We start from the raw sequence: 12,309 nt of genomic DNA, 5'->3' as shown, positions 1-12,309 counted from the left end.
CGGTCAGCGCCCGGCTGAGGCGCTCCGCCAGCGACGTCACGGCGCGATCGGGAAAAAGCTTCCCCCACTCCACAGGCCGGGGGGATCATGGTCGCCGGCGAGCGCGCGCTCGGCCAGTTCATAATAGACCGGCCGGGCGATCAGCGCCTCCAGCCCGCCGCGGACATGAACATAGGGGTGGGGGCCGTCGGCATGTTCCTCGAAGCGGAGCGGATGCTCCGCCGAGGCAGTCACGATTTCACCCGTGTTCAGGCGGAAGGCGAGCTGGCTGTCTTTCCCCGTCCCTTCCGCCTTCAGCTCGACCGCGACGAAGGGCGCATCTTCCACGTCGATATCGAGCTTCTCGACCGGGGTGACGAGGACGTAGCTGCCGTCGGGCTCGCGGCGAAGGATGCGGCTGAACGCGCGTACCATGGCCGGGCGGCCGATCGGCGATCCCTGATGATACCAGGTGCCGTCGCGGGCGATGCGCATGTCGCTCGGCCCGCAGTGATCGGGATGCCAGCGCTCTACCGGCGGCAGGCGATCCTCGTCGGCAAGGCGGGCGATATCGGCAATGGTGAGCGTGTCGAACGCAGGAGGCGGTGCCATGGGCATGGCCAACAGGTAGGTGAGGGGGGCAGCGGGGTAAAGATCGCGCCCAAGCTTCCCGACAAGCGTCAGCCCACGGGCGGGTCACCGGGGCCGATCTCTCCCGCGCCATCGGGAACCCCCTCGCCGCGCGCCAGCAGGCGGTGGCGCTCGACCGGACCCGGCAGGCGCCAGCCGCCGGTACGGTCGGCGGTGAAGCCGAAGAAGCGGCCGTAATATTCGGGATCGCCGATCAGCATCAGCGCCGCGTCGGGGACGCGCTCCAGCGCTTCCTCGACCAGCCGGCGGCCGATCCCCGACCCCTGCCGCTCGGGCACGACCGCGACGGGGCCGACGAGGACCAGCGGCACGCGCCGTCCATCCTCGCCGTGGAACATGGCCGGCCACAATTGGATCGTCCCGATCAATTCGCCATCCTCGATCGCGGCCAGGCTGGGGCCGGCGAGGGCGGCGACGCCCTCGCGCAGGCGATAGGCGGTGCGCGTGTGCCGGTCCGTGCCAAACGCGCGGTCGAGCAACTGCTCGACCAACTGCCCATCAATCTGCTCCAGCCCGATCACCTCGATCACCGGCTTCTCCTGCCCGTACGTCAAGGGACGGGCGCTCTATCGATAGTCGGCCTGAACGCAAGCGGGCATGGCGTCGGCGCGTGCGTGGCGCTAAGCGCGCGGCGTGGAAGACATGCTCGAACTTGAGGTGCACGATCTGGAGGTGCCGGTGCTGACCGGCGTCTATTCAGAGGAAACGCACCTGCCCCAGCCGCTGCGGATCTCGATGACGGTGCTGCTCGACGCGCCCGCCCGATTCGCGCCCGATACGCCGCTGACCGCCTCGAAGAATTATCTCGATCTGAAACATGCCGCGACGACCGCGCTGCCGCCCGGGGTCCACTTCACCCTGATCGAAGGGGTCGCGGATCATATCGCCGAGACGCTGTTCCTGCAGGATGCGCGCGTCCGCCGGGTGAAGATCAAGATCGTCAAGCTCGCCATCGCCGAGGATGGCGAATCGATCGGGATCACCCTCGTCCGCCACCGCCGCTGACGCGCTGATCAATAGGCGTTGGTCGGCGCCCGCCGGCACGGGCCCAGTTGCTGCAGCACGAAGCGATAGTCCTGCTGCGCGATCGCCGCGTCGGCCGGCTCCAGCGCCTGGGTGCTGCGTGCGGGCAACGCGCGGGGCAGGGCGCAGGCCAGGCGATACCATAACAGGGTATCGCGCTGCGGCGGGCCGGCCGAGTCGTCGACGATCTCCGACAGCGCCACGGCCCAGCGCGGCTCTTCGCCGGGGCGGCGCAAAATGTTGAGCGACACCGGGCGGTTGTCCTGCGTGGTCAGGAACACCTGCGTCTCGCCTTCGCCCGGGAGCGACCCGGCGACGTGGAAGGCATTGCCGACCCCGGTCACGACCGGCGGTGCGTCGGGCGACACCAGTTCGCGACTGATTCGCCGGGTGAGGGAATCGAGCTCGGGGTCAAAGGCGCGCTGGGAATCGGGGCCGGTCAGCTGAATCTGCGTGGGATCGCCGGGCACCGGGCGCGCGAACAGGAGGACGCGTGCCTTGCGATATTTCGGCGCACGGCCCCCCGGGCCGACCGGCGCATCCAGAACATACCCGACCCTCGGTGGGATCGCGCCCGGCCCGCGGATCAGCGCCCCGACATCAGCCTCGATATAAAAGCGCATAAAACCCGGCGGAACATTCGCCGCCTCCGCGCCTTTGATGCGCACGGCAGAAGCGATCGTCGCGTCGAGAACGATCGGGCTGGCGATCACCAGGTCGGCTGTCTCCGCATAGGAGAGCGCCGGCGCGGCGTAAGCTCCGGCTCCTGGCTGCTGGGCGGCGGCGGTGAAGGGGGTGACGGCAATGAGCGCGAAACCAAGCGCGGAGGCACTAATCGTTCGGGTGACCATGCGCATCGGTTAATCCATCCCCTCTCTATGATACAGAAATAAATCTGTCGCTGGGCGATTGTACGTTTGTTGCGTCCGACAAAGCGTTTGCGTGTCGTTAAGGCGCAAGTTAGGAGTCGCTCGGTGCAAGGGTACCGTTTAGCCCTTGCCGACGGACCGGCACGCCCATTTTCCGCCTAGCGGAAGCCGCGGCAGGCCGCCCGGCCCCCTCGGGCCATAGGGATTAGGGAGTGCTTTTGCTGAATGGCCTACTCTGACCAGAAGATGAGCGGGAGCAAGGTCGTCGCGATCGTCATCGTGGCGCTCATCCATGCTGCTCTCGGCTACGCCTTCGTCACCGGCCTCGCGTTCCAGTACGTGAAAAAGGTGTCGGAGAAGCTGAATACGTTTGACGTTGAGGAACCACCGCCCCCGCCGCCGGACGAACCGCCACCGCCGCCGCCTGACGTTCCGATGACGCCGCCGCCCGTTGTGGCGCCGCCGCCCATCGTGACGACTCCGGCACCGCCGGTGACGATCGCTACCGTGCCGACTCCGCCGCCGGTCTATGTACCGACGCCGGTCGCGCCGCCTGCACCCCCGCCGCCTGCGCCTCCCGCGCCGCCGGTGGTCAGCAAGGCTGCCGGTGCAAAGGGTAACCCTGCGGACTGGATCACCACGGACGATTATCCGCCCAGCTCGATTCGTGCCGAAGAAGAAGGCACGACCGTGATTAAGTGGACGATCAACGCCCAGGGTCGCGTGGAGAATTGCGTCACCACCGAGTCGAGCGGCTCGAATGCGCTAGACCAGGCGGCATGCCGCGCGCTGACCCGTCGGGCCCGGTACACGCCGGCCACGGACGCAGCGGGCAACCCGATCGCGACGACGCAGACGCGCCGCGTGGTCTGGAAGCTGCCACGGGATTGATCCAGCCTTAATAGAATCGCGCTTTTCAGAGGGAAACTAATCGAATGATCACCACCATCTTCGCTGCTGCCGCAGGTGCGGCAGACCACGGCGGCGAGAACCCGTACGGCCTCGCCGCCGCGCTTGAGCAGGGCGGTATCATCGCCCAGAGCACCTTCGGCATCCTCGTGCTGATGTCGGTCGTCTCGTTCTACATCATGTTCACCAAGCTCTTCGAGCAGCAGAAGATCATCAACCAGGCGAAGCGCGTCCGCGGCTCGTTCTGGCAGACGACCTCGCTGCGCGAAGGTTCGGCGAAGCTGGAGAAGAACTCGGCCTACAAGCAGATCGTCGATGACGGCCTGCAGGCTCAGGAGCAGCACTCGAAGCTGACCGACCCGGTCGAAGCACATGACTGGCTGCACGGCTCGCTCGCTCGCTCGGAAGCGATGATCAACTCGCGTCTGGGCACCGGCCTGGCGTTCCTGGCGACCGTGGGTGCGACCGCACCGTTCATCGGTCTGTTCGGTACGGTTATCGGCATCTACCGCGCGCTCATCAAGATCGGTGCGGCTGGCCAGGCGTCGATCGACGCGGTCGCCGGTCCGGTTGGTGAAGCGCTCATCATGACCGCCCTCGGTCTCGCCGTCGCCGTTCCGGCGGTGCTCGGCTACAACTGGCTGCAGCGTCGCAACAAGTCGATCGCGGAAGACCTGTCGGCCTTCTCGAACGACGTGCTCGGCTACCTCGCCTCGAACGGCGCGGTGCGCCCGGCGGTTGCTGGTGCGGCCAAGCCGGTCGCAACGAAGCCGGCTGCCACCACCACGGCCGGCCAGGCCGGTGGCGTGCAGACCCGCTCGTAATGGGAAAGCGGGGTTGCCAGCCGGCGACCCCGCCACCTTTCCCGACCGGATAACCGGTGGGAACGAAGACATAGGATAGCCTGACTTATGGCGATGAGCGTTGGTGGAGACTCCGCCGCAGAAACCCCGATGTCGGACATCAACACGACGCCTCTCGTGGACGTCATGCTGGTGCTCCTCATCATCTTCCTGATCGCGGTGCCGGTCGTGATCCAATCGGTTCCGGTGAAGCTGCCGAGCGTACGCTTCGACCCGACCACCACCAAGCCCGAGAACGTTTCCCTCTCGATCACGACCAAGCCTGATGGTGCCTGTGCCGTTTACTGGGGCATGACCCCGGTGACTCACGAGGAGCTGCTGGATCGCGCCGTGGCCAAGCTGAAGGCCGAGATCGAACGGCAGGGCGGCGTGAACGCCCCCGGCCTGGAACTGCCCGAAGCGCATGTGCGCGGTGACGTGAACGTGCCGTGGAAGTGCGTGGCAGGCGCGATCTACAACATGCAGATGGCGGGCTTCGCTCGCGTCGGCTTCATTTCCGAGCCGCCGCCGGGCACCGGCACCGAGCGTCTGTAAGCAAGCCACCAGGAGTAATCGATATGGCAATGAGTGGCGGCAAGGACGATGGCGAGCCGATGATGGAGATGAACACGACGCCGTTGATCGACGTCATGCTCGTTCTCCTCATCATGTTCATCATCACCATCCCGATCCAGACCCACGCGGTGAAGGTCGATCTGCCGGTGAATGATCCGAATGCGACTCGGCCGCCGGTCGATCCGCAGAAGAACAAGATCACCATCGCGACCGATGGCACCGTCAGCTGGAACGGCTCGCCGGTCGATCCGGTCCGCCTGCGTCAGTACCTCGACGTGGCGGCAGCGATGAACCCGGAGCCCGAGCTGCACTTCCAGCCGGATCCAACGGTTCGTTACGACACGGTCGATCAGACGCTGGCAGTGATCAAGCGGTCGAACGTGACGAAGCTCGGCTTCATCGGCAACGAGCAATATTACCGCGAATTCTGATCACTCTGGTCATCAGAAGCGCAACGGGGCGGCCTCCTGGAGGTCGCCCTTTTTTTGTGCCTCGTTCGCAGGGCGCGCTTCGGCGCCTTGGTCTGGCGGCGCCCGAGCTGGACGCCGACGAGGCCCCGCGCTGCGCCTCTATCTGCCGCTTCCCCGCACTTGCGCCGTTGTCAGAAAAGTGACACCATCCTGTCATAAAAGCGTAACGAAGCATGTGGCTTCGCGCTGAACGGGAGAAGGTGTGATGCGCGTCGTGTACCTCCTTGCTCTGGCCGGCTGCTTGGCCAGCCCCGCGCTCGCGCGCGATCGCACGGGCTTTAAGGCGATCGAGGCACGGGATTATGCGGCAGCGGAGAAAGTGTTGCTCAACGAGCGGCGCATCTTTCCCAGCCGGCCCGAGCTGATGATCAACCTCGGCACCGTCTATGCCCGCACCGGCCGCCTCGCGGAGGCGGAGGGCTTGTATCGCGCGGCGCTCGATGCCGAGGCGGTGGAGATGGCGTTGCCGGACGGCGCGCTCGCCACCTCGCATGACGTCGCCCGGCGCGGCTTGCGCAGCCTAGCGCCGACGACCCTCGCGGTCAGATAAGCGCGCGAACGCGCGGCCGCCTAGGCATCCGTGGCAGCGCTGCGGACGCCGTGCTTTTGAAAAGGTGCGGGGGCGAGTGGACGCAGTCTGGCTCGCCTCCGGTTATCAAAGCCGAGGCAGGGTAACCCCGCGCTGTCCCATATATTTGCCCGCGCGATCGGCGTAGCTGACCTCACACGGCTCGTTCCCCTGCAGGAACAGGAACTGGCAGGCGCCTTCGTTGGCGTAGATCTTGGCCGGCAGCGGGGTGGTGTTGGAAAACTCCAGCGTCACATGCCCCTCCCAGCCGGGTTCCAGCGGCGTGACGTTCACGATGATCCCGCACCGGGCGTAGGTCGATTTTCCCAGACAGATGACGAGCACGTCGCGCGGCACGCGGAAATATTCCACCGTCCGCGCCAGCGCGAAGCTGTTGGGCGGGATGATACAGACGTCGGTCTTGCGATCGACGAAGCTGTTTGCGGCAAAATCCTTCGGATCGACCGTGGCCGAATCGACATTGGTGAAGATCTTGAAATCGTCAGCAACTCTAGCATCATAGCCGTAGGAGCTCAGACCATAGCTGATGCAGCCATCGCGCCGCTGCGCCTCGACGAACGGTTCGATCATGCCGTGTTCGCGTGCCTGTTCGCGAATCCAACGGTCGGACAGAATGGACATGCGGCTGCTCCCTCCGCGTGCTCTTCGCCTCCCGCGCTGGCGGTGACAAGTCCCGGCGTGTCAATCGCCGGGTTGGTGGGTGGGATCAGCGGGGGAGGGTGATCGTCGCGACCAATCCGCCGTCGGGACGATTGGCGAGCGTCACCTCGCCGCCGGCGTCCTGCACGATCGCGCGGGTCAGCGCGAGGCCGAGGCCGATCCCGCCGGTGTCGCGGTTGCGCGATCCTTCCAGCCGGGTGAAAGGATTGAAGACGGCAGCCAGTTGATCGTCGGGGATGCCGGGTCCGCGGTCGGCGACCGACACCGCCACTGACCGCTCGCCTGCGGTGATCGCGACTTCCGCCGCGCCGGCATATTTCACGGCATTTTCGATGAGGTTGCGGACGGCGCGGCGGAACAGCGTCGGGCGCAGCCGCATGCGCAACCGCTCGACGTCTTCAAAGGCCACGTCGGCGCCCAGATCACGGAAATCCTCCACCACGGCATCGACCAGCGCGGCGAGGTCGACCTCGGTCACCGCCTCGCTCGGCCGCCCCAGCCGCGCCAGCGACAGGATGTCGTCGAGCGTGCGGCTCATTTCCTCGATCGTCGCCGCCATGCGCGCGCGATCCTGTTCGTCCTCGACCGATTCGATCCGCACGCGCAACGCCGCCAGTGGCGTACGCAGATCATGGCCGATCGCGCCGAGCATTCGGTCCTTCTCGTCCAGCATGTCGGTGACACGCCGGGTCAGGCCGTTGAAGGCGACGATGAGATCGCGCACGTCGCTCGGCCCCTCGACCGGAACAGCCGAAATCTCCCCGCGCGGGGTGAAAGCGCCGGCTGCCACCGCAAGCGCGCGCATCGGCCGGGAAATGCGGCGCGCGATCCACAGCACGGGCAGCAGGATCAGGATGTAGATGATCAGCGTCTGGCCCAGCAGCGCCCAGAAGATGCGGTTGTTGTGGCGCGGCCAGGGCGCGTTGGTGGTCACCCAGCTGCCGTCGGCTTGCTGGACGGCGAACATCAACGTGTCGGTGGGCCGCCCGCCATGGCGCGCCGCCGCACGCGGGCCTCGATGGTCGCCTGGCCGGATGCCGGTATCGATCCGTCCGGGCGTGACGCCGAGCTCGACGAGCTGCTGGCGGAGTTCTTCGCCAACCTTGGGAAGACGCTCAAACGCCGCGGGAATAGGATTGCTGGCGCGTTGCCGCACCCGGCCACGGTCGGTCACCAGGGGCCGGTCGACCGCATGGTCGAGCGCGTCTGCCAGCCGCACCGCCGCCGGCCTGGTCGCTTGGGCGATCTTGAACGCCGCGCGCTCGCGCAGGATCAGCGCGAGATTGATCGCCTGCGCCGCAAACAGCGCGATCGCCAGCAGCAGCGCAAGCTGCCCCGACAGGTTGCGGGGAAAGCGCAGGATCACGGGCGGGTCATAGCCGGGTCACTTCCGCGGCGAGCGTATAGCCGCCGCCCCACACCGTCTTGATGAGCTGCGGATTGCGCGGATCGGCCTCGATCTTCTTGCGCAAACGGCTGACCTGATTGTCGATCGCGCGATCGAACGCCGCCGCCTCGCGACCCTGCGTCAGGTCGAGCAGCTGGTCACGGGTCAGCACCTGGCGTGGCCGGGTGACGAGCGCGTGAAGCAGGTTGTATTCTCCGGTCGACAGCGGCACGGCCACGCCCTCGCGGTCGACAAGCGTTCGCTCGCCGGTCTTCAAGACCCAGTCGGCAAAGGCATAGGCCCCCGCCTCGGGCGCATGCTGGCGCGCGCCGCCCGCCTGCACACGCCGCAGGACCACCTTGATCCGGGCGGCAAGCTCACGCGGAGAGAAGGGCTTCACCATATAATCGTCGGCACCCATCTCCAGCCCGACGATCCGGTCGGTTTCCTCGCTCTTGGCGGTGAGCAGGATCACGGGAATGTCGCTAGTCGCGCGAATATGGCGACACAGGCTCAGCCCGTCCTCGCCCGGCATCATTATGTCGAGGATGACGAGATCGATCGCATAGGCGCCCAGCCGCATCCGCGCGGCCTCGGCATCCCCGACCTGCGTGACGCGAAACCCCTGTTTGACCAGATATTGCGCCAGCGGCTCGCGGATTGACCGCTCGTCGTCGACGAGCAGCAGATGGGGCGTATCGACCATGATGTCGGCATCTAGCATGTCATGCTCCGCCGGAAAGGGCCGGGCGACATGATCGTCGCCCGGCTCCGGTCATCGGTTTCGCGCACGGCGCGCGCTCAGCGCGCCGGGCGAGCCTCGCCGTTCGGGGCACCGCGCATCTTCATCGCGCCGCGGGCGGCTTGCCGCTCGGCCGCGTCGATGCGGCCATCGCGGTTGGTGTCGACGCGGTCGAACATGGCGCCGGCCGCTGCAACGGCTTCGGCCTTGGTCAGCACGCCGTCGCGGTTGGCATCGGCACCCATCATCATGCCCATGCCGCCGCCGTGACGACCGCCGCGCTTGCCCTTCCACTTGTCGCGCATCGCCTGGCGCTCGGCCGCGTCGATGCGGCCATCCTTGTTCGCGTCCATGCGATCAAAGCGCTGGCCGGCACGTTCACGAAACTGCTCGCGGGTTACCTCCGCCTCAGCGCCGCCACGGCGACCGCGATGCTCGCCAGCGGTCAGCTTGCCGTTCTTGTCCGCGTCGAGCCGGTCGAAGCGGGCATCAGCCGCGGCCAGCGCCTCGGCACGGGTCACCACGCCGTCGCGGTTGGTGTCGGCAGCGCCCGGGCCACGCTGCGCGGCAGCGGTGGGGGCGGCAGTCTGGGCGATGGCCGCACCGGAGATCGCGGTGCCAGCGAGGGCGGCTGCAAAGATAAAGCGTTTCATTGACTTACGGGTCCTTCTAAAGGAGAAGCTCTTGCTTCCCGTCATGGGACCCATATGCACACCGATTGTCGCGCGTGTTTGTCAGCGCGCCGCAAAAGTGTCGCAAATTGTCACGGTGCTGCCGCTGCTCCGGCTCAATCGATCAGTCGTTGGCGCAGCGCCTCGCGGCGTGCTGCATCCACGCCCAGCACCGCCTCGGCATATTGCTCGACCGATCCGTGGCGCTCCTCGATTGAGCGCGTCGCGGCGTGCAGGTAATCCGCATCGACGCCCATCAACGTCACGATCGCGTCGTCGGTGATCTGGCTGCCATAGCGCTCGCGGATCGAATCGCCCGCGGCCGCGATCCGGCGCGCCTGATTGCCCGCGACGTTGGTGAGGAGGTAATCCGCCATCACGTCATCCTCGTGGACGCCGAGCAGGCGGTGGAGCAGCGCCGCCGCAAGCCCGGTGCGGTCCTTGCCCGCCAGGCAGTGCAGCAGGCTCGGTCCCTCGCGGGTGGCCAGCGCGTCGAAGTACAGGCTCAGCGAGCGGACCAGCACTTCGCGATAGGGCATGTTGACGTAGAGCCGCGTCATCGCCTCCTTCGCCTCCGCCGCCGTCGCGATGCCGCGCCCGGCCTCTTCGTGCGGCGCCAGTTCGGAGCCGACGGTCTCGCCCGCCGCGAACAGCACGACGGCGTCGAACGGCTCGGGCCGCAGGCACGGCATCGACTGCCGCTCGCTGTCGCCGCGCAGGTCGATCACCGTCGACAGGCCGATCTGCGCCACGCCGGCGAGGTCATCGGGGGTGGCGCCGCCATGCTGTCCGGACCGCCAGAGGATCCCGCTCTTCAGCCGGCCATCGCGCGCCGCATAGCCGCCATAGTCACGGAAATTGTGGATGCCTTCGAAGGTGCGGACGCGTTCGTTCATGCCCGCCGCGCTACCCCATTTCGATGACAATGTCGCGTCGTTTAATGAAGATGGCTTAGCTGAACGAGCGGCAGTGCTCCCCGCCGATCGTCACGCGGGGTCGCCATCCTTGTACTTCATCTCGAGGAAGCGGCCGCGCGTTTCGAGCGAATCGAGATCACCGCGGGCAAGCTCCTCGCTCATCTGGCCGATCTCGCGCTCGATAAGTTCCAGCCCCTCGATCAGCTGGCGGTCGGGCGTCTTGCCGTTGCGCTCGGTAGCGCGCAGCTCGGGCGGCACGCGTTGATAGTCGCGGACGAAATCGGGCAGCTGCTCACCGACCAGCCGGCGGATGTCGGCACCGGCGGGCGTTTCGTCGCCGACCGTCTGCAACTGCTTGCCCAGCGTGTCGAGCCGGAGGCCGATTCGGTCGGCGATCTGGACGGCAGGCGCGGGCAGGGCCGGTCGCTGCGCATCGAGCCAGCGCGTCGTCTGCATCGGCAGCGCCTTCAGGTCGCTGCGCGCCAGCTTTTCATGAGTCACCGGGCGGGGGCCGGGTGCAAAGGCGATCGCGAGCGTCACTGCCGCCATCATCATCAGCACCGCCAACGCGCCGAACAGCCCGATCGGCATTATCGCGATGCCGATGATCGCCGCGGCAAACAGGATCGCGGCATTGGCCACGCCGATCGCCGCGACGCGCTTCGCCACGCTGCGCCGTTGCCGCGGCCGCCGGCTGACCGCGCGCGTGCCCGGCAGCGTGTCGAACGATTGCAGCCGCACGCGATCGAGCGTGTTGCGCGCGCTCGACAGCGCCTGATCGGTCTCGTGCGAGGTCACAGCGACTCCAGCTTGAAGGTCTCGGGCGAATTGCCCAGCCGGTTCTGCGCTGCGCCTTCCGCCCGGGCGATATAGCCGCGCGATTTCTCGACCTCGCCCGACAGCGTGTCGACGGTGGTCTTCATCGAATCCAGCGCCTTCAGCTTGAACGTGTCGATCGCGTCCATCGTCTCGTAGATGTTCTGGAACGCGCGCTGCAGCGTCTCAAGCGGGATGGCGGAGCTCGCCGCCTGCTCATGGATGCGCGCGGTGTTGGACCGCAGCAGCTTGCCGGTCGAATCGATGATGTTGGCGGTCGTGGTGTTGAGCTGCGTGATCTGTTCCAGCACCAGTTTCTGGTTGGTCATCGCCTGCGCCACCGTCACCGCGGTGCGCAGCGCCGCGACCGTGGTGGTCGATGCGCGATCGACGCCCTTGATCAGCTCCACATTGTTCTTCTTGACCAGGTCTAGCGCCAGATAGCCCTGCACCGTGACCGCCATCTGGGTCAGCAGGTCCTGCGTGCGCTGCCGGGCGTAGAACAGCGCGGTCTCGCGGATCGCCTTCGCCTTGGCGGGGTCGGTCGCGTCCAGCTCGTTGGCCTTGTCCTCCAGCTTCTGGTCCAGCATCTTCGACAGCTGGATCATCTGTTCCAGCTTCCCCATCGCGCTCCACAGATTGGCGCGCTCGGTGTCGATCGACGCATTGTCCATCAACAGCTCGTCCTTGCCCGATGCCAGGCTTTTCAGGATCGAGGCGATGTGCGTCTGGCTGGATTTGTAGCTGTCGAAATAATTGCGCATCTTGTTGCCGAACGGGATGATCCCGAACAGCTTTTGGGGCGCGGTCAGATTGCCCTTCTTGCCGGGATCGAGATCCTCGACCACGCGGCGCAGCTGGGCGAGATCCTTGCCGACGCCGGTTTCCTGATCCATCGCCCGCACCGGTCGATCGAGGAAGCGGTTGGACTGGCCCGCCGCATCGCGGATTTCCTTGGCGCCCATGTTGGTGATCGCATCGACCACCTTGCCGAATTCCGGGCTGTTCGCGTCGCGCTCCATCAGCTGCTGAACGGCGTAATCGGCGCGTTCCTCCAGCTTCGATTTCACGCCTTCCTCGACCGGTACAAGTCCCGCGGCCTTCTCCGCCGTCACGGTGGGCACCGGGTCGGGCGGCGTCAGCTTCAGCGCCGTGTCCGTCGCGGTGATCGTTTCAGGGGTGGTCGCCATCTACATCCTCCAGCGTCA

General features: G+C 66.6%; 16 protein-coding genes. 6 read left to right on the top strand and 10 right to left on the bottom strand.

Annotated features, from left to right (window positions below):
• Positions 1-36: 36 nt before the first annotated feature.
• Positions 37-597: a DUF1285 domain-containing protein gene (locus XM50_RS15270; RefSeq protein ID WP_046411757.1), complete on the bottom strand. Its 561-nt coding sequence runs from the start codon at positions 595-597 to the stop codon at positions 37-39.
• Between the two features lie 62 nt (positions 598-659).
• A complete protein-coding gene (locus XM50_RS15265) occupies positions 660-1,160 on the bottom strand; it encodes a GNAT family N-acetyltransferase (RefSeq protein WP_046411755.1) in 501 nt (166 codons plus the stop codon).
• Positions 1,161-1,263: 103 nt separating this feature from the next.
• On the opposite strand from XM50_RS15265, the gene XM50_RS15260 reads away from it, so the two are divergent.
• Positions 1,264-1,635 (top strand): dihydroneopterin aldolase, encoded by a 372-nt coding sequence (locus XM50_RS15260; RefSeq protein WP_046410684.1) that lies wholly within the window; start codon positions 1,264-1,266, stop codon positions 1,633-1,635.
• Positions 1,636-1,643: 8 nt separating this feature from the next.
• Here XM50_RS15260 and XM50_RS15255 read toward each other — a convergent pair whose 3' ends face one another.
• Entirely contained in the window at positions 1,644-2,504 is an 861-nt protein-coding gene (locus XM50_RS15255) for a hypothetical protein (RefSeq protein ID WP_052742664.1), read from the bottom strand.
• A 243-nt stretch (positions 2,505-2,747) separates the two neighbouring features.
• Between XM50_RS15255 and XM50_RS15250 the strand changes: the two genes are divergently transcribed.
• The 5 genes from XM50_RS15250 (at position 2,748) to XM50_RS15230 (ending at position 5,869) form a co-directional block, all read left to right on the top strand.
• Positions 2,748-3,413 carry an energy transducer TonB gene (locus XM50_RS15250; RefSeq protein ID WP_046410683.1) on the top strand — a complete coding sequence of 222 codons (666 nt, stop codon included), beginning with the start codon at positions 2,748-2,750 and terminating at the stop codon, positions 3,411-3,413.
• A gap of 44 nt (positions 3,414-3,457) precedes the next feature.
• Positions 3,458-4,255: a MotA/TolQ/ExbB proton channel family protein gene (locus tag XM50_RS15245; RefSeq protein WP_046410681.1), complete on the top strand. Its 798-nt coding sequence runs from the start codon at positions 3,458-3,460 to the stop codon at positions 4,253-4,255.
• A gap of 87 nt (positions 4,256-4,342) precedes the next feature.
• Entirely contained in the window at positions 4,343-4,828 is a 486-nt protein-coding gene (locus tag XM50_RS15240; protein ID WP_082103117.1) for an ExbD/TolR family protein, read from the top strand.
• Between the two features lie 23 nt (positions 4,829-4,851).
• Positions 4,852-5,280 (top strand): ExbD/TolR family protein, encoded by a 429-nt coding sequence (locus tag XM50_RS15235; protein ID WP_046410680.1) that lies wholly within the window; start codon positions 4,852-4,854, stop codon positions 5,278-5,280.
• Between the two features lie 244 nt (positions 5,281-5,524).
• A complete protein-coding gene (locus XM50_RS15230) occupies positions 5,525-5,869 on the top strand; it encodes a tetratricopeptide repeat protein (RefSeq protein ID WP_046410679.1) in 345 nt (114 codons plus the stop codon).
• Positions 5,870-5,974: 105 nt separating this feature from the next.
• On the opposite strand, the gene dcd is transcribed toward XM50_RS15230, so the two are convergent.
• The 7 genes from dcd to XM50_RS15195 form a co-directional block, all read right to left on the bottom strand.
• Positions 5,975-6,529 (bottom strand): dCTP deaminase, encoded by a 555-nt coding sequence (dcd, locus tag XM50_RS15225; protein WP_046410677.1) that lies wholly within the window; start codon positions 6,527-6,529, stop codon positions 5,975-5,977.
• 85 nt (positions 6,530-6,614) lie between these two features.
• On the bottom strand, positions 6,615-7,934 hold the full coding sequence (locus tag XM50_RS15220) for a HAMP domain-containing sensor histidine kinase (protein WP_432430991.1): 1,320 nt from the start codon (positions 7,932-7,934) through the stop codon (positions 6,615-6,617).
• A 7-nt stretch (positions 7,935-7,941) separates the two neighbouring features.
• A complete protein-coding gene (locus XM50_RS15215; RefSeq protein WP_046411748.1) occupies positions 7,942-8,661 on the bottom strand; it encodes a response regulator in 720 nt (239 codons plus the stop codon).
• Positions 8,662-8,756: 95 nt separating this feature from the next.
• Entirely contained in the window at positions 8,757-9,350 is a 594-nt protein-coding gene (locus XM50_RS15210) for a hypothetical protein (protein ID WP_046410675.1), read from the bottom strand.
• Between the two features lie 134 nt (positions 9,351-9,484).
• Complete coding sequence (locus XM50_RS15205; RefSeq protein WP_046410674.1) at positions 9,485-10,264, bottom strand: tyrosine-protein phosphatase; 780 nt, start codon at positions 10,262-10,264, stop codon at positions 9,485-9,487.
• A gap of 90 nt (positions 10,265-10,354) precedes the next feature.
• Positions 10,355-11,083 (bottom strand): hypothetical protein, encoded by a 729-nt coding sequence (locus XM50_RS15200; protein WP_052742597.1) that lies wholly within the window; start codon positions 11,081-11,083, stop codon positions 10,355-10,357.
• On the bottom strand, positions 11,080-12,291 hold the full coding sequence (locus XM50_RS15195) for a toxic anion resistance protein (protein WP_046410673.1): 1,212 nt from the start codon (positions 12,289-12,291) through the stop codon (positions 11,080-11,082). The genes XM50_RS15200 and XM50_RS15195 overlap by 4 nt, the downstream gene beginning before the upstream one ends.
• Positions 12,292-12,309: the final 18 nt, after the last annotated feature.

It is taken from the genome of Sphingomonas sp. Ag1, from assembly GCF_000980895.1.
GTDB lineage: Bacteria > Pseudomonadota > Alphaproteobacteria > Sphingomonadales > Sphingomonadaceae > Sphingomonas > Sphingomonas panaciterrae.
The sequence above is the reverse complement of the archived record's forward strand: the minus strand, read 5'-3'. Positions and strand labels throughout refer to the sequence as shown.

Bases quoted from the DNA above. Each gene is read 5' to 3' on its own strand.
- XM50_RS15250 (WP_046410683.1), top strand. From the start codon at position 2,748: ATGGCCTACTCTGACCAGAAGATGAGCGGGAGCAAGGTCGTCGCGATC.
- XM50_RS15255 (WP_052742664.1), bottom strand. From the start codon at position 2,504: ATGGTCACCCGAACGATTAGTGCCTCCGCGCTTGGTTTCGCGCTCATT.
- dcd (WP_046410677.1), bottom strand. From the start codon at position 6,529: ATGTCCATTCTGTCCGACCGTTGGATTCGCGAACAGGCACGCGAACAC.
- XM50_RS15210 (WP_046410675.1), bottom strand. From the start codon at position 9,350: ATGAAACGCTTTATCTTTGCAGCCGCCCTCGCTGGCACCGCGATCTCC.
- XM50_RS15235 (WP_046410680.1), top strand. From the start codon at position 4,852: ATGGCAATGAGTGGCGGCAAGGACGATGGCGAGCCGATGATGGAGATG.
- XM50_RS15205 (WP_046410674.1), bottom strand. From the start codon at position 10,264: ATGAACGAACGCGTCCGCACCTTCGAAGGCATCCACAATTTCCGTGAC.
- XM50_RS15240 (WP_082103117.1), top strand. From the start codon at position 4,343: ATGGCGATGAGCGTTGGTGGAGACTCCGCCGCAGAAACCCCGATGTCG.
- XM50_RS15230 (WP_046410679.1), top strand. From the start codon at position 5,525: ATGCGCGTCGTGTACCTCCTTGCTCTGGCCGGCTGCTTGGCCAGCCCC.
- XM50_RS15215 (WP_046411748.1), bottom strand. From the start codon at position 8,661: ATGGTCGATACGCCCCATCTGCTGCTCGTCGACGACGAGCGGTCAATC.
- XM50_RS15245 (WP_046410681.1), top strand. From the start codon at position 3,458: ATGATCACCACCATCTTCGCTGCTGCCGCAGGTGCGGCAGACCACGGC.
- XM50_RS15270 (WP_046411757.1), bottom strand. From the start codon at position 597: ATGCCCATGGCACCGCCTCCTGCGTTCGACACGCTCACCATTGCCGAT.
- XM50_RS15195 (WP_046410673.1), bottom strand. From the start codon at position 12,291: ATGGCGACCACCCCTGAAACGATCACCGCGACGGACACGGCGCTGAAG.